Below are 22,215 nucleotides of genomic sequence, written 5' to 3' on the forward strand. Positions count from 1 at the left end.
GCAACGACCTGGGAGAGTAAGTTATCGCCAGTTAAAAGGTCTATTGATGTAAGGATTCCTTTGTCAATAGACTTTTTATTTTAAATACTCCTTTTAAAATTAGTAAAATATTTTGCTTTAATTATTCCACAAAGAGTAATCTCATTACATATTAAAGATAAGAAGATCTTCCAAGACCTCTTGGGAGATTTTTTTATTGGAGAAATTTATCTTAATTTATAAAGAGAAGCTTGTACTTAAAATAATAAGATAATTAGTGTTTAAAAGATTCTTCTTATTAAGAAGTAAGATATTTTTGATTGAATTATAAATTTTAAACTCCAGTGGCTATTATGTGAGATAAAAGCTTAGGTAGATTCTTATGATATTAATTTGAAATAGCAGAATTTTACTTAGGAAGAATTTCTTATAATAGGTTAGGGAGTTTTACCAGTAAAAGAATATTTGTATGCTTTCCTATATACTTTTTAATGAATTAAAAATAAAGAAAGATAGGTATGAGATTTTAAATCTTGTTAATTATAAGTAAATTTTAGGGTAAACTATAGGTAGGTGATATTATGAAAAGTAAAGTCGCAAAAGTTTTTGCTATTGTAATAATTCTTGCAATAATTTTATTTGCAGCTATTCAAATTTATTTTTCTCCAACTCCAGATTTTAGGAGAAATAATTCTATCCATGGGGTCAAGGTAAATATAAAGGTTTCTGATGATGAGAGAAAACCCATTGTAAGGACCTTTGAGAGATCTAAGTTTGAAAGTTTACCTGAGAGCAAGGTCATGAAAGTAAGGGATAAAATTGATGGTAGGATAGAAGGAGACATCCCTTGTATACACTTAAGTGAAGATAATAAATTTTATGTAGAGTTCATAAATAAGGGAAAAGCTTATGAGCCAGAAATACCAAAAATAAAAATATTTGCTCATGCTTCACATTATGATGACAAAGAAAAGCAAAGAGTTATAGAGGGCGAGTTAGATAGGCTTGACGACGGCAGGTATTATTTTGAGACTAAGAGATATAGCACTCAATTTGAAAAATATTTTATGGAATACTTAAGGATTGAAATTTATTATACTATTGGCCATGTTGACTATGTCTCCACCTTTGGGACCTTCCAAGATAACGCCGATGATGGGACTAACTTCTTTGACAATGAAAAATTAGAAAAGCCAATCCCTCCAGAAGAATAAGACAAAAAGATCTTACCTTCGCGAAAGATGTTATTGTGAATTTTTATTATCAATTGTTAAAGGTGTAATAATAAATTAGGTGATATTATGATAAAAAAATTAATAAATATTTTTTCTATTATTTTAATTCTTCTTGTGACTTTATTTGTAGGTCTACGCATTTATTATTACCCAAAGCCAGAGCTAAAAAGAAATAATTCTGTCCATGGAGTTAAAGTAAATATAAAGGTGTCTAATGATGAAAGGACACCAATTATTAGGACCTTTGAGAGAGCAAAGTTTGAAAGTTTACCTGAACAAAAAGTTATGAGGGTAAGGGATACAATTGCAGGAGCCATAGAAGGAGACATTCCTTGTATTCATTTAAGTGAAGATAATAAATTTTATGTAGAGTTCATAAATAAGGGAAAGGTTTATGAGCCAGAAATACCAAGAATAAAAATATTTGTATCTGAATCTCCTTTTGATGACAATCAAAAGCTAAGAGTTAGAGAAGGCGAGTTAGATAGGCTTGACGATGGCAGATATTATTTTGAAACTAAGAGATACAGCACTCAGTTTGAAAAATATTTTATGGAATACCTAAGAGTTGAAATTTACTACACAATTGATGGTGTGGACTACATTTCTACCTTTGGGACCGTTCAAACTAATGCCGATGGTGGGACAAGCTTCTTTGACAATGAAAGGTTAGAAAATCCAATCCCACCAGAAGTCTGAAATAGGACAAAAAAAATCCTCAGCAGTGATGTCTACCCATCAAGGCTGAGGTTTTTTTATCTTAATTTTTAATTTATATAAAAGGGTTTATTAAGTCTTATAAAGTAATTAATTAGATAAAAAATTCTAAGACAAAATTTACAAATCAAACAAAACTACTTCATTGGACTCTAAAGATTTTTGCACGTCGATTATCCTTTGGTTGGAAGATCCTCGAAATCTTAAACTTAAGTCTTTTAAAGCTTCTACAAATCTTCCATCAACTAGGACGTGACATTCTTCTAGGAGTTTCTTCTTGTCCTCATCTTTTAAAATTTCTTCATAAGTATAGCCAGAGAAGATCCAAATGTCTTTTTGGACTTCTTTTTTTATGTCACGAAGAACTTGTAAGAGGTCCACTTCATTTTGGAAGGGTTCACCACCTAGGATGGTGAGGCCCTTAACTTCATCTAACTTTAAAAATTCTATAACTTCGTCTGTTTCCTTTTGGGTCCAAGGATCACCAAAGTCAAAGTCTTGGTATTCTTCATTAAAACAATTGTGGCACTTGTGGGTGCAGCCTGTCACAAATATTGTGGTCCTTATGCCAGGACCATTGGCAACATCATACTTTCTTATTTGTGCAAAGTTCATTAGATGTGAAGAACCCTTGCGTTGATTTCCTTAGTGCGACCTTCGTTCCAGAAGTTTTCACCAAGGTAACCACAAGTACGTCTTACTACAGTAAGGCTTGACCTGTCTGTGTTGTGGCATTGTGGGCATTCCCAGTCGCCATGGTCATTTAGTTTGATTTCACCGTCAAAGCCACATTCTGCACAATAGTCTGACTTTGTATTAAATTCTGCGTATTGGATGTTGTCGTAAATATATCTTACAATTGTCTCTAGGGCTTCAAGATTGTGGCCCATGTTTGGAATTTCTACATAGGAGATGCAGCCGCCAGTTGACTTGTCTTGGAATTTTGCTTCGAAGTTAAATTTTTCAAAAGCAGAAATTTCTTCACGAACGTCTACGTGGAAGGAGTTGATGTAGTAACCCTTGTCAGTTACATTTTCTATGATGCCAAATCTTTCCTTGTCAATGTTGGCAAATCTTTGTGTAAGTGACTCAGCTGGTGTTGCGTAAAGAGTAAACTTAATTCCATACTCTTCAGTCCACTTCTTGACAGCATCGTTAAGGGCGTCCATGATCCTCATGGCAAAGTCGTAGCCCTTCTTGTCTGTGTGGCTCACGCCCTTTATTAGCATTGTGGCTTCATAAATTCCAATATATCCAAGAGAAACTGTTGAGTAGCCATTTTCTAGAAGTGGAGCAATAGGCTCATGCTTGCCAAGTCTTGCAATGGCTCCGTGTTGCCAGTGAATTGGGGATGAGTCACTGTTGACCTTCTTTAGGTGTTCGTAACGCAATAGTCCAACCCTCTTAACTAGGTCTAGTCTTTTTTCAAGGATTTCAAAGAATTTTTCTTCGCTTCCTCCAGCAAGGATTCCTATTTGTGGAAGGTTGATGGAACAAGCACCCATGTTAAACCTACCTTCAAACTTGTAGTTACCCTTCTCGTCCTTGTAAGGTGGAAGGAAGGCCCTGCATCCCATTGGAGAAAATACGTTGCCTTCGTAGTTGGCACGCATCTTCTTGGCAGAAATGTAGTCAGGATACATCCTCTTAGCTGTACACCTAATTGCAAGAGATGTTAAATAATAATATTTTGAGTCCTTGTTGATGTTATTTTCATCAAGAACGTAAATTAGCTTAGGAAAGGCTGGTGTAACATAAACACCTGCGTCATTTTTGATTCCTTGGATTCTTTGCTTTAAGATTTCTTCGATTATCATTGCAACTTCATCAACATATTGGTCGTCATCTTCAAGCCACATAAATAAGGTAACGAAAGGTGCTTGACCGTTGGAAGTCATCAAAGTATTTATTTGATATTGGATTGTTTGGATTCCACTTTCAAGGTCCTTCTTAGTCATTTGATTTGCCATTTTTTCAGCAAGTTCAATATCTCCAAGAGTGTCAAGGGCAAGGGAAAGGTTCTTTTCGTAAGACCTTCTTAGGTACTTGCCAAGACAAGAGATATTAATACTTTGGCCACCATATTGGTTTGATGCAATTTGTGCAATGATTTGTGTCATAACATTGCAGGCAACTTGAAAGGACTTTGGAGTTTCAATCATCTTGCCATTAACAACAGTTCCATTGTCAAGCATGTCCTTCATGTTAACTAGGCAGCAGTTAAAAATTGGTTGGATGAAGTAGTCCATATCGTGGATGTGGATTGCGCCAGATTCGTGTGCTTCCACTAAATCTCCTGGAATCATCTTTCTCTTGGCGATATCCTTTGAAACTTCACCTGCTATTAGGTCTCTTTGAGTAGAGGCAATAACAGCATTTTTGTTGGAGTTCTCGTCCATGAGATCTTCGTTTGTTTCGTTTAAGAGACCAAGAATATCATCATCAGTAGTGTTTTGTTCACGCTTAAATTGTTGAACAGACTTGTAAGATTCGTAAGCCCTAGCAGTGGCTGGGTTTTCGTTTTGAATCAAACGGTAATAAACTTCTCCTTCTATGTCATAAATAGAAAGGGGAAGTTCTTTTTCTCCAGCCAACTTTTCTATTTCATTTGCAATTTCAAGAGCTTGACCTTCTATGTAGACACCAGAACTTGAGTGCATTGCCTTTTCAATGGCAATTACAATTTTATCCTTGTCAAAGTCAACTTTTTTTCCGTTTCTCTTGATAACTTGTAACATTTTTCCATCTCTCCTTTTATATAAATATATGAACGCTCCTTTTTTATTACGGATATAATTATACTACATATAGTGTATGAAAGCCATGAGGAAAACATATATTGTGTTAAATATTATAAGATTTTTAAAAGTCAAGTCTTTTTAAGAAGATTTTGCTGAAAAAATTTTTATCCTTTGATATAATCGACCTAGATTAGGAGGGACCATGTTAAAAATATTTACAGACCTATTAGATCCCTTTTTATGGGGACTTTTTCCAATAATAAGAAAATTTGAAAGAAAATATAAAAATTTTGATTACGAATTTGTCATGGGAGGACTAATTGGCAACTACGAAGAATTTTTGCCAGAGAACTTCAGGGACAAAAACTCAGTAGATCTTGGCAATAAAATTCTCTTTGACATGTACAGGGCCACAGGAACTATAACTAACATGTCAGGATTTCCATCATCGCCGGACCTTTTCACAGAAGACTACAAATCGTCTTATCCCTTGGACAAGTATTTCATTTCGGTTGAAGAGATGGATAAGGAAATAGCCAAGGACTACATGAGAAAGTCCTTAGAAGAAGCCATAATTTTTGGAAAAAATATATTTAAACTAGAAGTCCAAAAGGAAATCCTAGATGGCTTTGGCCTGGACTATGATGAATTTTTATTTAACTACGAAAACTCTCACGACTTGTTCCTACAGGATAGGATGGAGGCCTTTGACTACAGGGTAAAGAAGCTACCAGGATTTTTAATTACAAAAAACTCCAGAGTCCTACAAAACATCATGGACTTTTCAAGAGTGGAAGAATTTTTCTTAGAAAACCTAGACCTAGAAGAGAGAGAAGAAAACTTAAGTGAAGAAGAAAAAATTTTGGACTACATAAGGTCCTATGATTTGGTCTTAAAAGATGAAATTAAAATTGTCTTTGAAGATGAAAATATTTTAGAAGACATTATAAAAGATGGAAAAGTTAAGCTAGAAAAAATAAATTCCTTTGAGATTGTGAAAATTATTTAAATAATAAAATTAGACGGCTAGACCGTCTTTTTTTCTGCAAAAAATTTTTAAATTTGTTATAATATTTGCCGGAGACGGTATTATTTTTATAAACCGTACTTAAATATTTATAATTAAATATTTCTCCAAAATAAATTTTTAAGGAGAGAATGATGAAGGTACTAAGAAATGTACAAGAAGCTTTGGAATTTACTAAAGGAAATTACCAAAAGTCTGTGGGTTTGGTTCCTACTATGGGATTTTTGCACGCAGGTCACAAGTCACTTATGGATGAGGCGAGAAAGAACAACGACGTCGTAATCGTGTCTATTTTTGTAAATCCAACACAATTTGGACCTGGTGAAGACTATGAATCTTACCCAAGAGACGAAGAGAGAGATTTTAAACTCTGTGAAGAGGCTGGAGTTGACGCAGTGTTCACACCAGACCCAGAGGAGTTTTATCAAAACCACAAAACTTACGTAACTATCGAAGATTTAAAGGACAACTTATGTGGCAAGACTCGCCCAATTCACTTTAGGGGAGTTTTAACTGTTTTAACAAAGTTATTTAACATCTTTAGACCTACTAGAGCCTACTTTGGCAGGAAGGATGCCCAACAGTTTTTAATTGTAAAGAAGGCTGTCAAGGACTTAAATTTTGGAATCGAAATTGTTCCTTGCCCAATTAAAAGGGAAGATGACGGACTTGCAATCTCATCAAGAAATGTTTACTTGTCTGATGAAGAGAGAAAGGCCGCACCAGTTCTTCATAGGGCCTTAGAGAAGGGCAAAGCTGCCATGAAAAAGGGTATAAAGGCAGAAGATTTAATCAAAATCATTGAAGATGAAATAAAAACTGAAGACCTTGCTGATATTGAGTATGTTCAAGTTGTTGACACAGAAGAAATAAGAGACATGGACGTAATAGACAGGGACTGCCTTGTGGCCATTGCTGTTAGGTTTGGCACAACTAGACTTATAGACAACTTTTTCTTCGAGGTGTGAAGTGTTTAGAAAGATTTCAACCTATATAGAAAAATACTTGATCTTAATTATCCTACTTCTTTCTGCAACTGCCCTAAGGTATCCAGATGCCTTTAAGGGAATGACAAATTACACATCCCTCTTCTTGGCAGCGGCCATGTTTGGCATGGGAACTAGCATAGAAGTTAAGGACTTTAAAAATCTGTTAAAGGCACCAAAACTTATATTTTTGGGAGCTCTTTGCCAGTACACAATTATGCCCCTCTTGGCACTTTTCTTGTCAGTGATTTTTAAATTGCCAAAGGATATAAGTCTTGGGGTAATCCTTGTTGGAACTTGCCCTGGTGGAACTGCTTCAAATGTCCTCAGTCATATTGCTGAAGGAGACTTGGCATATTCTGTGCTACTTACAGTTGCCTCAACTTTACTTGCCCCAATTTTGACGCCACTTCTTGTCTACATGATGGCAGGATCTTTAGTTGAAGTTTCCTTTATGGCTATGTTTATGTCTATTGTAAAGGTAATCGTCCTTCCAGTGGGACTTGGAATTATTGCCAATACTATTTTAAAAGAAAGAATTAAGAAGGTGGATTTTATCTTTCCCCTTATTTCTTCTATAGCAATTGCCCTTATCATTGCGGCCATTGTGGGACTTAACGCAGAAAAAATTATGACTTCAGGACTTTTAGTCTTTGGAGTAGTTATTATCCACAATATTTTGGGCCTTGGTCTTGGCCTTGGTCTTGGAAAATTAGTGGGTCTTGATTACGACAAGCAGTCAGCCCTATCAATTGAAGTTGGCACACAAAACTCTGGTCTTGCAGTAGTTCTTGCAAACACAAACTTTGCAATGAACCCACTTGCAGCCCTACCAGGAGCAATTTTCTCTGTAGTTCAAAACCTAATTGGTTCAATTTTTGCGCATTATAGGGAAAGTCAAAGAGAAAAGAAGTTAGAAGAAGTTAAATTAAATATATAAAAATAGAACCAAGGTTTAGGTGAAACTAAGCCTTGGTTTTTTATTGCGATTTTTTATTTTTCGTGGACTCTCTTGCAAGTCATGTGCTGGATGTTAAGGGAAAAGACTAGGGCATTTTTAAAACTTCTCTCCATAACTCCATTTATTTCTGACATTGAAGGATAATATCTCGATGCAAGTTCAATTAATTTTTTGGCGGCTAAGTCTCTGTCCTCTATGATTTCGATTTCTCCAAAGGCCACTAGGCTCTTTAGATAGTAGGACCAGCCATTTTCTGAAAGCTCTTGGTCCCCATAAGTCACAAAACAGGCCTTATTATTCTTCTTGATGCAGTCAAGCTTGTAGCCAGTCTTGGCTCCGTGAAAATAAATTTTATTTTCTTCCTCGTCATATAAAAAATTTATGGGAATAGAATAGGGGTATCCATCTTCTCCATTAAAGGATAGGACTCCTCTTTTATTTTTCATAAGCAAGCTCTTAGCTTCTTCAAGGGGAAGCTCTTGCTTTATTCTTCTCATTTCTCTAAACATTTTCCACCTCTCTTTTAATTATAGCAAATTATTTTGCACTTATATATTGAGATTTAAAGTCGTGATATAATTAGCCTATGGATAAGATATACAATATTTTTAAAAATATAAAATTCTCTAGTGAAGATGAAATTGAAGAAAAAATTTACGAAGACGATGGGATAAAAGTTATTAGGACAATGTCCCTTGACCAAGTCACAGGCTTTTATGACCAAGATGAACTTGAAATTGTCTTCTTGCTAAGGGGAAAGGCAGAGATAGAGTATGAAGATGGGAGGAGACTTGACCTAGGAGAGGGTGATAGCCTAGTAATAAGACCCCACGAGATCCACAGGGTTTCATGGCAGGAAGAGGCAGTTTGGCTCTGTATTTTTAGAAAGTAGGATTTTATTAGAAGATGGCAAAAAATTATGGATTTATGAAAGATTTGAGCTTTGTAAAAATTTATGAACTTGAAAAAATTTGTTAAGTCATAAAAATTTGCAAGTTTATAAAAAGTTAAGACGTCATAAAAAGTCCTAAGCTTGAAAATTATTGTTTTAATTTAGAGAGATTTTATTTTTCTAATGTTACATTTTAAAATTAAGTCTTAAAAAAGCACCTACTCTCGTAGATGCTAAAATTTATTTTTTTCTTTCTTCAATGAGTTTATTATACTCCTCTTCTAGTTTTTTTCTTTCCTCTTTAGGTAACTCCATTGCTAGTCTAGAACTTATGGAAGATATTCTAAAATCAAGTAATAAACTATCTCTATCCTTGCTACTCATTGTTTTCTCTTTTTTATTTTTGTATTGTGATAAACTACCTTTAAAACTTTTGATTCTTTTATCTTCTATAATTAAAAGTGTATCTGCTAGATTATTTATAAACTCCTCATCATGACTTACAAATATAAATGGTCTATCATAAGATTTCAATAGATTTTCTAAACTTTCTATTGCTCTTATATCTAAAAAGTTTGTCGGTTCATCAAAAATAAGATAGTTAAAATCAGAAGTTAATATTTTAGCCAACTTTACCTTGGCTTTTTCTCCATCACTTAAAATACTTACAATCTTGTGGACATCATTAGTCTTAAATCCTAATCTCGCAAGAACAATTCTTGTCATTGTTTCATCATATATAGATGTATTTAATACATTTGCTAGGATATCAGCATCTTCTTCTAAAATATCACTCATTTGACTAAAATAACCTATTTTAAGATTTGGATGCACCCATACATTTTCTTGATTTAGAATCATATTTACAAGGGTGGTTTTTCCACTTCCATTTTCTCCTATAAGAGCTGTTTTAGAATTATTTTTTATTTGAAAGTTGGATTTTTCAAATAAAATCTTATTTCCAAACTCTTTATTTAGCTTTTCTCCTCTTATCAAAACTTTAGAGTGGAGTTGTTTATTATCTGGAATGGATAGTTGTATTTCTGTTTCTTCTTTAGGTTTTTCTTTTACTTCTAGTTGATCTATTCTGGATTCTACAGATTTTACTTGTTTATCTAGTTTTTTCTTGTTTTCTTGACCGCCCATCTTATGGAGCCTTGCTTCTGAGTTTCCCATCCTTTTAGGCGTGGTTCTTACTTTTGATGATTGTTCTTTTATATTGCTAGCTAAATTTTCAAGTCTTCTTTTTTCTTTTATAAAATTTGAATACTCTTTTTCTTTAAACTTAAGTCTTTTCTCTCTTTCTTCAAGATAGAATTTGTAGTCCCCATTATATTCTTCAATTCTTCCGTTCTTTAATTCTAAAATCTTTTTACAAGTTTTATTTATGAAATCACGATCATGCGAAATTAGAAGATATCCAACTTTTCTTGAATTTAGCTTTCCTATGAGTTCTTCCTTTTGCTTTAAGTCTAAGTGAGATGTAGGCTCGTCGATTAATAGAAATTTAAAACTATCTGATAATAGGTCTGTTAGCTTTAATCTTTGCTCTTCGCCTGGACTATAGTTGTCATTAGCCCTTAACTGTGATTTAGAGTAGGTTTCATCAGAAAAGTACTTGGCTTTACTGTCATAATTTAATAAATAACCCAGTTCTCTATCCACTCTTACTTGACCAGTATAGTCTTTATCTAAGCCTAATATTATTCTTAAAAAAGTAGTTTTACCCTTACCATTTTCTCCTATTAAGGCTATCTTTTCATTTTTATTTATTGATAAACTATCAATTTCAAATAGCTTTCTATCTGGTAAAGTTTTTATTAAGTCTTGTATATATATCATAAATCCTCCTATGTTTTTGTGAGAGGATTTCTTTTCCTCTCTTAGTTATTTAGAAAATTATTTGTGTTAATCATTTATCTGTACCTCCTAATACTATTCCATAATAGATACCCAATTCAGAATACTATAAGCCCTTTGCCATAAGAAACCGATTCACTTGTATAATTACTACATCTTATATCCCTATCAAGAGCCAGAATTGTAGTAATAACTCCCTCTATCTTTTAGATCTTCATTTTATAATATTTTTTCAAAACTATATAAGAAGATTTAAAGATATAATTATGTTTTAAAAAATATTTCAAAACATCTTAACTTAAGTAATGAATACACAAAAATAGGGAAGAGCTAAGACTCTTCCCTTAATTTTTATCTTTATCTTATTTATTTCTCAAAAATTCATCAATGGACTTTGCTGCATTTTTACCAGCACCCATGGCTAGGATTACTGTTGCAGAACCTGTAACTGCATCTCCACCAGCAAAGATTTCTTGGCGAGATGTTTGGGACTCTTCATTTACAATGATGCCGCCCCAGTTTTCTATGTCAAGATTTTTTGTAGTTGAAGAAATTAGTGGGTTTGGATTTGTTCCTAGAGCCATGATAACTGTTTGGAAGTTCTCTTCATAGTCACTTCCTTCAATGGCAACAGGTCTTCTCCTGCCAGATGCATCTGGTTCTCCAAGTTCGTTTCTCACGCACTTCATTCCCTTAACCCAGCCTTCGTCATCTCCAAGGATTTCAACAGGTGCAGTTAGCATTTCAAACTTAATGCCCTCTTCCTTGGCGTGGTGGACTTCTTCAGTCCTTGCAGGTAATTCCTTTTCAGTACGTCTGTAGACAATGGAAACGTCGGCCCCAAGTCTCTTTGCAACTCTTGCAGCATCCATGGCAACATTGCCGCCGCCAATAACTGCAACTTTTTCTCCAACGTTAACTGGAGTGTCGTACTCTTCGTCAAAGGATCTCATGAGGTTATTTCTTGTCAAGAATTCGTTGGCTGAATAAACTCCATTTAGATTTTCGCCAGGAATATTCATAAACTTAGGTAGGCCGGCACCTGATCCAATAAAGACTGCTTCAAAACCTTCCTTGATTAGGTCGTCTATGGTTTCAGTCCTGCCTATTACAAAGTTATTTTCGAATTTAACTCCAAGTTTCTTTATATTTTCAACTTCGTACTCAACAACTTCGTCTGGAAGCCTAAATTCTGGAATACCGTATATTAAAACTCCACCAGATTGTTGTAAGGCTTCAAAAACCGTTACGTCGTAGCCCATTTTTGCAAGTTCACCTGCACAAGTAAGGCCAGCTGGTCCTGCTCCAACTATTGCAACCTTCTTGTCAATCTTTCTGATGTCGGCACTTTCTTGGATTTGGTGACGTCTTGCATAGTCAGCTGCAAATCTTTCAAGCTTACCAATGGAAACTGCGTCGCCCTTATTTAAGAGGACACATCTTTCTTCACATTGAGATTCTTGTGGACAAACCCTGCCGCAAACTGCTGGAAGGGAAGTGTAAAGGGAAAGAACCTTGTAGGCTTGCTCAAAGTTGCCACTGGCAATTTCCTTTATGAAGCCAGGGATGTCAATGGAAACTGGACAGCCTTCAACGCAGCCAGGTTTCTTACAGTTTAGGCATCTTGAAGCTTCTGTTGCTGCTTCTTCGGCAGTGTAGCCAAGGCAAACTTCCTTGAAGTTTTTATTTCTTTCATCAGGTGCTTGTTCAGCAATTGGAACTTTTGTGAACCTGTCTTCAGCTTTTTTTATTTCAAAGTCTTGATTGTCCTTTAAAGAAGTCTCGGCCTTGTGATCAGATACTGCAAGGTCCATTGTGCAGTGGTGGTCAGCAATTGTTTGAGTCTTCTTGTTGTCAATGTATTGTCTTTGCCTCTTCATGGCAGAATCAAAGTCAACGAGGTGACCGTCAAATTCTGGTCCATCGACGCAGGCAAACTTAGTTTTTCCATCAATAGAAACACGACATGCACCACACATGCCAGTTCCATCAACCATAATTGGGTTTAGGGAAACTGTTGTTGGAAGGTCATACTTCTTAGTAGTTAGGCAGACAAATTTCATCATTATCATTGGCCCAATGGAAACCACTTGGTCGTAGTGCTTTTTCTCATTTTCCACAAGGTCCACAATCTTGTCAGTTACAAGACCCTTAAAGCCATAGGATCCGTCATCAGTTGCTATGTATAGGTTGTCGCAAACGGATTTTAATTCATCTTCAAGGATTACAAAATCTTTGGACTTTGCCCCAATGATTATGTCACAGTGAAGTCCCTTGTCCTTAAAAAATTTGGTCTGAGGGTAAACTGGTGCAGTACCAACACCACCGGCTACGAATAAGTATCTTTTGTCCTTTAAGTCTTTTAAGTCCATGTCATAAAAATCTGATGCGTGGCCAAGAGGTCCAACAAAGTCCTTGAAGCTTTCTCCTTCTTCAAAGGCTGCAATCTTCTTTGTAGATTCACCAGAAGCTTGGACAACTATTTGGACGCTGCCTCTATCTATGTCATAATCAGAAATAGTTAGGGGAATTCTCTCAGAATACTTGTCGGCAATTAAAATAACAAATTGACCTGGCTTTGCAGATGCTGCAATCTTAGGCGCATATATGTCAAATAAAAATATATTTGGCGCAAGTTCTTCTTTTCTTAAAATTTTTGGCAAAATAATCACACTCCAAGATTATTATAGCATAAGGGCAATTGTTCTTGATGGGAAATTTAATATAGTAAGATTATTTATTTAATCTTTATATAAGCCCACAAATGTGAAAAAATATTTACTAATGTGTAAATTTCAAGTATATTATAAATAAGGTGGTTGAAATGAGAAAATTTTCAAGAGAAATAAAGAAAGTCGTGATAAAGGTTGGGTCCTCATCCATAACCCACGACAATGGAAAAATAAATTTACAAAAAATCGACGAACTCTGCTTTGAAATTGCAAACCTAAAGAACCAAGGCTATGATGTTGTTCTTGTTTCTTCAGGTGCCATTGCAGCAGGACGTGCTAAATTAAATCTAGAGGAAAGACCAAAGGAAACTTCTGACAAGCAGGCAGCTGCAGCAGTAGGTCAAGTTGCCCTCACCAATATTTACGACAGGTCTCTTGTCTCCTATGGTTACAATTCTGCCCAAGTCCTACTCACAAGGACTATTGAAGTTGACGACGAGATGAGGGTCAATGCAGAGAATACCTTTGAGAAACTTTTGGGCATGAATGTAATCCCAATAATAAATGAGAACGACACAATTTCTACTTATGAAATTAAGTTTGGGGACAACGACACCCTCTCGGCAGTTATTGCCAGGATGATTGATGCAGACTTACTTATTATGCTTACAGACATAGAGGGACTTTACACTGACGACCCAAGAAAAAATCCTGAAGCAAAGATTATCCATGAGGTTGCAGATATAAAAGACGTAGAAGGCATGGCCAAGGAAACTAATTCTAATGTTGGAACAGGTGGCATGTATACCAAGATTAAGGCGGCCAAGCTTGCCATAGAAAAGGACATAGAAGTTGTAATTGGATCTGGAGAAAACATGAAGATCATTAGGGATATAATAAAAGGAGAAGAAATTGGAACATATTTTAAGTGTTAAAGAATTGGGGAAGATTGCAAAGGAAGCATCCTACAAATTAAAAAAATTAAAAACAAAGGAAAAAAATGCCATGCTTCTTGAAATCAAGAAGGCTCTTTTATCTGAAAAGGAAAATATTTTAAAGGCCAACGAAGAAGACATCAAGAAGGGTAGAGAAAATAAGATGCCTGAAGGCCTAATCGACAGACTTCTCTTAACTGATGAGAGAATCGAAGGCATGGCCAAGTCCATTGACGAAGTAATTGACTTTAAGGACCCAGTTGGCAAGGTCCTATCAATGGAAGAAAACTATGCAGGCCTTTTAATTGGTAAGAAGACTGTCCCAATGGGAGTTATTGCCATAATTTATGAGTCAAGACCAAATGTAACTCTTGATGCAGCTATTCTTTCTCTCAAGGCTTCAAGTGCCATTATCCTTCGTGGTGGCAAGGAGTCTATCAAGTCCAACATAGCTATAGCTGATGCCATTAGACTTGGGATAAAAAATGCTGGCTACGATGAGGACTTTGTCCAAATTGTAAAGGACACGTCAAGAGAATCATCAAAGGAATTGATGCAGCTTAAGGGTTATGTAGACCTCTTACTTCCAAGAGGATCAGCATCTCTTATTAACTCAGTAGTTGAAAATGCTAAGGTGCCTGTAATTGAAACGGGAGTGGGCAACTGCCACATCTATGTTGACGATATGTGCGACATAGAAAATGCTGTCAAGATTATTGAAAATGCAAAGACTCAAAGAATTGGGGTTTGCAATGCAGTGGAATCACTTGTCTTAAATAAGAATCTGCCAGATGAGTTTTTCGATTTATTTAACCAAGTGGTAGAAAAATATGATATCAAGGTTCATGCAGATGAAGCCGCTCTTCCTAAGATTAAAAATGCTGTGAAGGCAGAAGAAGATGACTACGGCAGGGAGTATTTGGACTACGAAGTTTCTGTTAAGACAGTTGAAGATGTAGATGCTGCTATTGACCACATCACAAGATATTCAACAGGCCATTCAGAATCTATCTTGTCAGAATCCTATGAAAGAGCAATGAAGTTTTTGGAAGAAGTTGACTCAGCCTGTGTCTATGTAAATGCTTCAACAAGATTTACTGATGGAGGAGAATTTGGCAAGGGAGCAGAACTTGGAATCTCAACACAAAAACTCCACGCAAGGGGACCAGTGGGTCTTGACGAACTTGTGAGTTACAAGTATATAATCTTTGGTCATGGAGAATACAGGAAGTAAAAATTTTCTAGGGATTTTTGTTAGTAACTTTTAGATTAATAAATTTACTGGTTTTGTAAGATCAAATTTTTTAAAAATTAGATTTAGAAAAGAATTTAGAATCTAAGCAGATACATTAATTTAAAATCTAAATTTTACAATAAATAGGGCAGAAATAAATAAAATTAAGTCGGCAGGTCATCCTGTCGATTTTTTTGTAGAAATTTTTATGGAAAAAAATTATTTTATTTTAATTACTTTATTGATGCCCTTTTAAAATATTGCAGGGAAGGAAGATGTGAAAATAATTTGAATAAGATAGGAAATTCTCTTATATAAGAGAAAGGGCGAAGATAAAATGATATGCGATCAAAAATAATAAAGAAAATATGAGGATAAGTGAAGATAAAATAAGATGGATATAAAAGTAACTTTAAGAAGTTTATAAAAAGAGGAATGAAGAAAAAAATTTGTTTTAGATAAGAGTAAGCTTATAAAATTTTTTAATCTTAATATGTATAAAATTTAAATCCAAAGAATATTAAGCTAAGGAGTAAGTAGAAAAATTTACAAAAAAAGAAGAAGCTGTGAAGCCTCTTCTTAATTTATTAATTTAAAGAAAAATTTTAAGCGGGATTAGTAGCATCCTTATCCTTGTCCCCATCATTGTTCTTATTTAAAAGTTTTTGAGTGACAAATATAACTGCTAGGGCACCGAGACCAATGGCATCTGTAAGAAGCTTTGGATCAAGTAGTGCAAAGGCAGCTCCAAGAAGGATTACTCTTTGCCAAATTCTTAGATTTCCAAATAGGTAGGATTCAACTGTACCTGCCAAGCAGATTGTACCAATAAGAGCAGTTATTATTGTTGGGATAGCTGCTGTGATTGGTAACCAGTTAACTGTAGTTCCAACTACTGAATCAACCATAATCAAGTGTGGGTTAATAACATAGATGTAAGGTATGATAAAGGCACCTATTGCGAGTTTAAAGGCCTGCACACCGGTCTTCATAGAGTTGGCACCTGCTATACCTGCTCCTGCGTAAGCTGCTAGGGCAACTGGAGGAGTAACGTCGGCAACTACACCAAAGTATAGGATAAATAAGTGGGCTGACATTAGGTTTACACCAAGTTTTGTTATTGCTGGAACAGCCATTGTTGCAAGTACTATGTACTTAGCAGTAGTTGGAAGTCCCATTCCAAGAATAATTGAAGCTATCATTGTTAAGAATAGAGTTGGGATAAGTTTACCCTTAGCTATAAGTACGATAACTTCTGCAATCTTAAGACCGAAACCAGTAAGTGTAACAACACCAACGATCATACCGGCACAAGCACAGGCACAAGCTACGCCAACGGCACCCTTAGCACCTGCTTCCATTGCTCCAAGTATGTCTTTAGGAGTAAAGGAATTGTCTTTCTTAATAAGTGAAGCTGCGAAGGCAACTATAATACCAATAACTATACCAGTTAAGGCAGCCATTGTTGGTGGATATTGTTTAACCAACATGAAGATGATTGCAATTAGAGGTAGAGTTAAATAACCTTGTTTTCTTAAAATATGTGAAACCTTTGGAAGGGATTCTCTAGGCATTCCCTTAAGGCCAAGTTTACATGCTTCTAAGTGAACCATTGTACCAACAGCTATATAGTATAGAACTGCTGGGATAATAGCAGCCTTTACAATTGAAATGTAAGGGAAGCCTGTGAAGTCAGCCATGATAAAGGCAGCAGCACCCATTACTGGAGGCATGATTTGTCCACCAGTAGATGCAGTAGCTTCAACGGCACCTGCGTAGTGAGGTTTGTATCCAACAGATTTCATTAGTGGGATTGTAAAAGCACCAGTAGTAACTGTGTTAGCTACAGATGATCCAGAGATTGAACCCATAAGTCCTGATGATAAAACTGATGTCATGGCTGGGCCTGATCTTGTAGAACCAGTAAGAGCGTAAGCGAAGTCTATAAAGAATTCACCAACACCAGTCTTGTCTAGGAAGGAGCCGAACAAGATAAACATAAATACGAATGTAGAAGATACTCCAAGTGGTGTACCCATAATACCTTCAGTAGTCATGTACATGTGAGAAACAATTCTAGTTACATTAAAACCTCTGTGGGCAAAAACACCTGGCAAGTGTCTACCAAAGTAGGCAAATAGTAGGAACACTATAGTTACTATTGGAAGCTCTGGACCAACAACTCTTCTTGTAACTTCTAGAGTAAGAAGAACTGCAAGGACACCAAGTACCATATCGGTAGTGGACATTTGACCACCCTTTAAGGCAATAGCTTCAACATTAAAGAATATGTAGCCCCAAACACCAATTGATAGAATCATTAATACCCAATCCATAATATCTATTTTGTCTTTAGATGATTTTTTAAATCCAGGATAAAGGGCAAAGCCAAGTGTAAAGGCAAAGATTAAGTGAAGTGATCTTTGCTTCATAGCTAGTAATGTGCCGTGCCATGATGTAAATAGATGGAAGGCAGACATTAAAATTGCAACGATTGTAATGAATAAGGCAACCTTACCAGTTAGCTTACGGAGCTTACTAGTTTCAAGGTCGTATTGTTCCATTAACTCATCTACGTCCATAGCACCAAGCTCTTCAGCAGATTTAATGGCGCTGGCTTCTTGTTCCGTAGTTTTGTTTTCTAAATTATCATTTAATTTTTTATCTTTATCGCTCAATTTGGCACCTCCTTAGTGCGTAATCCAAAAGTGAAATGTGTTCGGTAGAAAATTCTAGGGCCTCTCTTGGCTCAGAAAAATCTAAAAAGGGAGTAGTCTTTCCATTTATTACAAGCTTATGGTTGGCTACGACGGCCCCAGTCCTATAAATAACAGTTTCAAAGGGAACATTCATATCATATAAACAAAAACTTCCATCTTCAGCATACTTAAACTTGTAAATTAAATTAACAGGAAGACCGGCACCCTGGTCGCGGTATCTTTGTTCCATTAAGATGAGCTTGCCATCTCGAACTTCATACCACTCACTAGTCTCAGACCTTTCAACAGAATGGGTGTAGACTATGCCGAACCTCTCCTTATCCTTTAAGTGACAAATCTTTAATACATCTCCATTAAAATATGATTTTATAATTATTGCATCGATTTTCACAAAGGATAAAATAAAAAAAACTAATATAATAAAGAGTATTGGAAAGATCAAAGTCTTTCCAATGCCCTCTTTATTCTTACCACTCATTATTTCTTAACTTCGTCGAAATATTTTTGTGCACCTGGGTGTACTTCAATACTCATACCATCAAGAGCCTTATCAAGAGCGATGTCTCCACCTCTTGCGTGAGATTCTTTCATAGTATCAAGGTTTTCAAATAATAATTTTACGATATTGTAAGCATCTTCGTCAGCCATTCTTTCGTCAACAGCTAGCATAGATTGTACTGCTACTACAGAAATTTCTTCATCTTGTCCCTTGTATTCAGATGGAGTGATGTGTAGGTTAACATAGAAAGGATACTTAGCAATAAGAGCTTCAGCCTTATCTTCTGCAATTGGAACTAGGTGAACATCGTGAGTAGTTGCTAGTTCAGTAATAGCTGAAGATGGGATAGCTGCAGTTAAGAATGTAGCGTCGATTTGACCTGATTTAATTTGGTCAGCAGCTTCTGAGAAAGATAAGAAGTCAACTTTTCCTAAGTCATCATAAGTAATTCCGTGAATATCAAGAATTTGTTTTACGTTAACTTCAACACCAGAACCTGGAGAACCAACAGCTACTCTCTTGCCCTTAAGATCATCAATAGTTTTAATTCCAGAATCATCTGAAGCAACTATTTGTACGATTTCAGGATATAGACAGCATAGTCCTCTAAGACTAGGTTTTTCTTCTCCTTCAAAAGTATCAGTACCGTTTACTGCATAGTAAGCAACGTCATTTTGGATAAATGCGATTTCTGCGTCTCCCCTAGTAACAAGTTCAACGTTTTCTTTAGAAGCACCAGTAGCTTGTGCAGTTGCTGTGTAGTCAACTCCTGCATTGTTAAGAATGTTAGATAGTGCTCCACCTAGTGGGTAATATGTACCACCAGTACCACCAGTTGCAACTGACATGAATCCGCCCTTAGTTTCCATTAGGCCTTCAGCAGTAATATCGCCAGTAGCTTCTTCAGTCTTAGCTGTTTCTTCAGTCTTAGTAGCGTTTGCATTTTCTTTCTTTGCATTGTTTCCGCCACCACCACATGCTGTTAGTGTAAGTGAAACTACAGCAATTAGCATGATTAACATCGTCAATTTTTTCTTAGTCATAATATAATACCTCCTTGACTTTATTCAAATAAACCAACCATGAAAATGTTTATCTGATGATTAAATAGTACAATAATTAAGAAGATTTGTCAATCTATTAATAAGCTTGAACAAGGGATAAATAAAGAATAAATTATAAAAAGTAAAATAATTGAAAACGGTTTTATAATGTGGATTAAAATTATATGTTTAAGGAAAATAATTTTTTGCAAGAAATTTATCTTAATTTAGTGACTTAACAAGACAAATTAAGGGGTTAGAAGAAAAAAATATTTTATATGCTTAGTATTTATAGTAAAATAATTGTACTTTGAAAAAATAAATTTAAAGTTTGATAAAAAATATTTGGACAACAAAAGGACGAAAATGAACAAAAGATTTACTAATGAAAAATTAATGAAATTTCAAATTTTAAATGGAGCCCAGCTAAAGTACATAGCCTTTGGGTCCATGTTAATTGATCACATAAACAAGGCCCTCATTTGGCCTAACCTTGATGGAGTAGGTGGCTTATCAATATTAAGTTCCATCTTTGATGTAATAGGACGGATTGCCTTTCCGCTTTTCTCTTTTTTTATTGTGGAAGGATTTTTTAGGACTAGGTCTAAGAAAAAATATCTTTTAAACTTGATATTTTTTGCAATAATTTCAGAAATTCCCTATGACATGTTTTCTTCTAAGGTTATATTAGAATTTAGATTGAATAATGTACTCTTTTCTCTTGCCTTATCCTTAATTACTATTTGGATTCTCGATGAATTTAGAAAGAGATATGAAGAAAAAATTGGAAGGCTGTGGATTTTATTTTCTATTCCACTCCTTATAATTATGTTTTTTGTTTCCACCTTTGTGTCAGGTGACTACGACTTCCACGCAATTATGACGGCCTTTGTCTTCTATTTACTTTATGAAAGGCCAGTGGCTGGTGCAATTTGTGCCTACCTCACAATAGTAAAAGAAGTTTGGTCAATTCTTGGATTTGGACTAACTGTTATGTATAATGGTGAGAAGGGAAAACAAAATAAAATTTTTAATTATTTATTTTATCCAGTCCATCTTTTAATTCTTGGACTTTTGAGGATGTATTTTAATATTTAATTTTTAACTTAAGACGCATGGGCGTCTTTTTATTTTTTTGAATGTGTTTATAAAATAAAAAAATAAAAATTGGGAGGTAATAGATGAAAGAAGAAAATATTTTAGGAAGAGAAGATATAAAAAAGTTACTTATACAGTTTGCCTTGCCAAGTATTTTTGCCCTAATAATAAGTTCTCTCTATAACATTGTGGACCAAATTTTTATTGGGAACTCTGTGGGAATGTTAGGCAATGCAGCAACCAATGTTGCCTTTCCCCTTGTGACAATTTGTACAGCTCTTGCCCTCTTGTGTGGAATTGGTGGAGCTGCAAATTTTAATATTTCATTGGGAAGAGGAGAAGAAGAACTTGCAAGACACTACATTAGAAATGCCCTAAGTCTTGCCACTATAGCAGCACTTATCTTTACAATAATAACTCACATATTTATGGGAAGTTTTTTAAAGGTCTTTGGTGCAACAAAGGAAATTATGGACTATGCCATAGAATATGTTTCTATAACTTCCTATGGATTCATATTCTTAATTCTCGTAAATGTGGGCTCGACTTTAATAAGAGCTGACGGGTCACCAAAGTTTTCAATGTACTGCATGGTAGTTGGAGCCCTTATAAATTTAATTTTGGACCCAATTTTTATATTTGTCTTTGACATGGGAATGGCAGGAGCTGCTTACGCAACAGTTCTTGGACAGTTCTTTTCTTTTCTATTAATAATATTTTATTTTGCAAGACATTTTAAGTCTGTTAACTTAGAAGGAAAATATTTTGAATTACAATTTGATAAGATAATTAATATTGCGAGACTTGGAGCGGCAAGTGGCTTTAATCAAGCAGCTATACTATTTGTTCAAATACTAATGAATAATTTTTACAGATATTATGGATCCTTGTCAGAATATGGAGCCAACATACCCCTTGCTGCAGTGGGAATTGTCATGAAGGTTAATATGATATTTTTCTCTGTCAACATTGGGCTGTCCCAAGGACTTCAACCAATTTCTTCCTTTAATTATGGAGCAAAAAAATATGACAGAGTTGTAGAAGTTTATAAACTTGCAATTAAGTATGCCCTAATAGTTTCAACAATCTCCTTTGTAATCTTTCAAGTCTTCCCAAGACAAATAATTATGCTCTTTGGGGGAGGAAGCGAATTATATTTTGACTTTGCCATAAAGTTATTTAGGATTATGCTTTTCTTTACTTTTTTAAATGGAGTGCAACCAGTTACTATGGGATTTTTGACATCAATTGGTCTTGCCAAGAGGGGGATTTTGATTTCTCTTTTAAGACAAGTACTTCTCCTAGTTCCCTTTGCCTATCTCTACGCAAACTTATTTGGAGTAAAGGGACTCTTGTACGCACCACCAACGGCAGATTTTATAACTGCCATAGTTACCTTTTCCCTAGCAAAGAGAGTTTTAGACGGTCTCAGGAGAAATTCAATTAAATAATAAGTGGAAGGCTTTGGATAAATCATTAACTTAAAGTAAATATAGAATGGTTTTCCAAGGCCTTTTTTAAAGAAAAGTGTTAATTGGTCCAAGCTTATAAATGAACTTGAAAAAGATAAGGATTTCATCTAAAATAGAAATGTAACGAAGTACATAAAATTTTAA

Annotated in this window: 18 protein-coding genes; 10 read left to right on the forward strand and 8 right to left on the reverse strand. The window is 35.1% G+C overall.

Features of this window, described 5'->3' with window-relative positions:
* The first annotated feature begins 560 nt into the window (after positions 1-560).
* Both HMPREF3023_RS03150 and HMPREF3023_RS03155 read left to right on the forward strand, forming a co-directional pair.
* Entirely contained in the window at positions 561-1,193 is a 633-nt protein-coding gene (locus tag HMPREF3023_RS03150; protein ID WP_070700583.1) for a hypothetical protein, read from the forward strand.
* Between the two features lie 87 nt (positions 1,194-1,280).
* Positions 1,281-1,913, forward strand: coding sequence for a hypothetical protein (locus tag HMPREF3023_RS03155; protein WP_070700586.1), 633 nt, complete (start codon positions 1,281-1,283; stop codon positions 1,911-1,913).
* 138 nt (positions 1,914-2,051) lie between these two features.
* On the opposite strand, the gene nrdG is transcribed toward HMPREF3023_RS03155, so the two are convergent.
* Together nrdG and nrdD are read right to left on the reverse strand one after the other, a co-directional pair.
* Positions 2,052-2,546, reverse strand: coding sequence for an anaerobic ribonucleoside-triphosphate reductase activating protein (gene nrdG, locus HMPREF3023_RS03160; protein ID WP_070700589.1), 495 nt, complete (start codon positions 2,544-2,546; stop codon positions 2,052-2,054).
* Complete coding sequence (nrdD, locus tag HMPREF3023_RS03165; protein ID WP_070700592.1) at positions 2,546-4,669, reverse strand: anaerobic ribonucleoside-triphosphate reductase; 2,124 nt, start codon at positions 4,667-4,669, stop codon at positions 2,546-2,548. The genes nrdG and nrdD overlap by 1 nt, the downstream gene beginning before the upstream one ends.
* A gap of 205 nt (positions 4,670-4,874) precedes the next feature.
* Between nrdD and HMPREF3023_RS03170 the strand changes: the two genes are divergently transcribed.
* From HMPREF3023_RS03170 to HMPREF3023_RS03180, 3 genes are all read left to right on the forward strand, one after another.
* Positions 4,875-5,681 (forward strand): thioredoxin domain-containing protein, encoded by an 807-nt coding sequence (locus HMPREF3023_RS03170; RefSeq protein ID WP_070700594.1) that lies wholly within the window; start codon positions 4,875-4,877, stop codon positions 5,679-5,681.
* Between the two features lie 152 nt (positions 5,682-5,833).
* A complete protein-coding gene (panC, locus tag HMPREF3023_RS03175; RefSeq protein WP_070700597.1) occupies positions 5,834-6,667 on the forward strand; it encodes a pantoate--beta-alanine ligase in 834 nt (277 codons plus the stop codon).
* Between the two features lies 1 nt (position 6,668).
* Complete coding sequence (locus tag HMPREF3023_RS03180; protein WP_070700601.1) at positions 6,669-7,625, forward strand: bile acid:sodium symporter family protein; 957 nt, start codon at positions 6,669-6,671, stop codon at positions 7,623-7,625.
* A gap of 53 nt (positions 7,626-7,678) precedes the next feature.
* Here HMPREF3023_RS03180 and HMPREF3023_RS03185 read toward each other — a convergent pair whose 3' ends face one another.
* Complete coding sequence (locus HMPREF3023_RS03185) at positions 7,679-8,155, reverse strand: pyridoxamine 5'-phosphate oxidase family protein (RefSeq protein ID WP_070700604.1); 477 nt, start codon at positions 8,153-8,155, stop codon at positions 7,679-7,681.
* Between the two features lie 77 nt (positions 8,156-8,232).
* On the opposite strand from HMPREF3023_RS03185, the gene HMPREF3023_RS03190 reads away from it, so the two are divergent.
* A complete protein-coding gene (locus HMPREF3023_RS03190) occupies positions 8,233-8,538 on the forward strand; it encodes a cupin domain-containing protein (RefSeq protein ID WP_070700607.1) in 306 nt (101 codons plus the stop codon).
* A 240-nt stretch (positions 8,539-8,778) separates the two neighbouring features.
* Here HMPREF3023_RS03190 and abc-f read toward each other — a convergent pair whose 3' ends face one another.
* Positions 8,779-10,380, reverse strand: coding sequence for a ribosomal protection-like ABC-F family protein (abc-f, locus tag HMPREF3023_RS03195; RefSeq protein WP_070700610.1), 1,602 nt, complete (start codon positions 10,378-10,380; stop codon positions 8,779-8,781).
* A gap of 380 nt (positions 10,381-10,760) precedes the next feature.
* Entirely contained in the window at positions 10,761-13,061 is a 2,301-nt protein-coding gene (locus HMPREF3023_RS03200) for a bifunctional dihydroorotate dehydrogenase B NAD binding subunit/NADPH-dependent glutamate synthase (protein ID WP_070700612.1), read from the reverse strand.
* 161 nt (positions 13,062-13,222) lie between these two features.
* Here HMPREF3023_RS03200 and proB point away from each other — a divergent pair, with 161 nt between their 5' ends.
* Positions 13,223-14,005, forward strand: coding sequence for a glutamate 5-kinase (gene proB / locus HMPREF3023_RS03205; RefSeq protein WP_070700614.1), 783 nt, complete (start codon positions 13,223-13,225; stop codon positions 14,003-14,005).
* Positions 13,983-15,239: a glutamate-5-semialdehyde dehydrogenase gene (locus HMPREF3023_RS03210; RefSeq protein ID WP_070700617.1), complete on the forward strand. Its 1,257-nt coding sequence runs from the start codon at positions 13,983-13,985 to the stop codon at positions 15,237-15,239. Before proB ends, HMPREF3023_RS03210 begins: the two co-directional genes overlap by 23 nt.
* 605 nt (positions 15,240-15,844) lie before the next feature.
* On the opposite strand, the gene HMPREF3023_RS03215 is transcribed toward HMPREF3023_RS03210, so the two are convergent.
* From HMPREF3023_RS03215 to HMPREF3023_RS03225, 3 genes are read right to left on the reverse strand one after another with little or no spacing between them, the layout of a single operon-like run.
* On the reverse strand, positions 15,845-17,917 hold the full coding sequence (locus HMPREF3023_RS03215) for a TRAP transporter permease (RefSeq protein ID WP_246829174.1): 2,073 nt from the start codon (positions 17,915-17,917) through the stop codon (positions 15,845-15,847).
* Positions 17,907-18,437 carry a DUF1850 domain-containing protein gene (locus HMPREF3023_RS03220; RefSeq protein WP_070700618.1) on the reverse strand — a complete coding sequence of 177 codons (531 nt, stop codon included), beginning with the start codon at positions 18,435-18,437 and terminating at the stop codon, positions 17,907-17,909. Before HMPREF3023_RS03220 ends, HMPREF3023_RS03215 begins: the two co-directional genes overlap by 11 nt.
* Complete coding sequence (locus tag HMPREF3023_RS03225) at positions 18,437-19,501, reverse strand: TAXI family TRAP transporter solute-binding subunit (RefSeq protein ID WP_070700619.1); 1,065 nt, start codon at positions 19,499-19,501, stop codon at positions 18,437-18,439. The genes HMPREF3023_RS03220 and HMPREF3023_RS03225 overlap by 1 nt, the downstream gene beginning before the upstream one ends.
* A gap of 366 nt (positions 19,502-19,867) precedes the next feature.
* On the opposite strand from HMPREF3023_RS03225, the gene HMPREF3023_RS03230 reads away from it, so the two are divergent.
* The gene (locus HMPREF3023_RS03230; protein WP_070700621.1) at positions 19,868-20,599 is read left to right on the forward strand and encodes a TraX family protein; all 732 of its coding nucleotides are present in this window, start codon (positions 19,868-19,870) and stop codon (positions 20,597-20,599) included.
* An 83-nt stretch (positions 20,600-20,682) separates the two neighbouring features.
* A complete protein-coding gene (locus tag HMPREF3023_RS03235) occupies positions 20,683-22,050 on the forward strand; it encodes an MATE family efflux transporter (protein WP_070700624.1) in 1,368 nt (455 codons plus the stop codon).
* Positions 22,051-22,215: the final 165 nt, after the last annotated feature.

Source organism: Peptoniphilus sp. HMSC075B08 (assembly GCF_001815405.1).
In the GTDB taxonomy this organism is placed as follows: Bacteria; Bacillota; Clostridia; order Tissierellales; family Peptoniphilaceae; genus Peptoniphilus_A; species Peptoniphilus_A harei.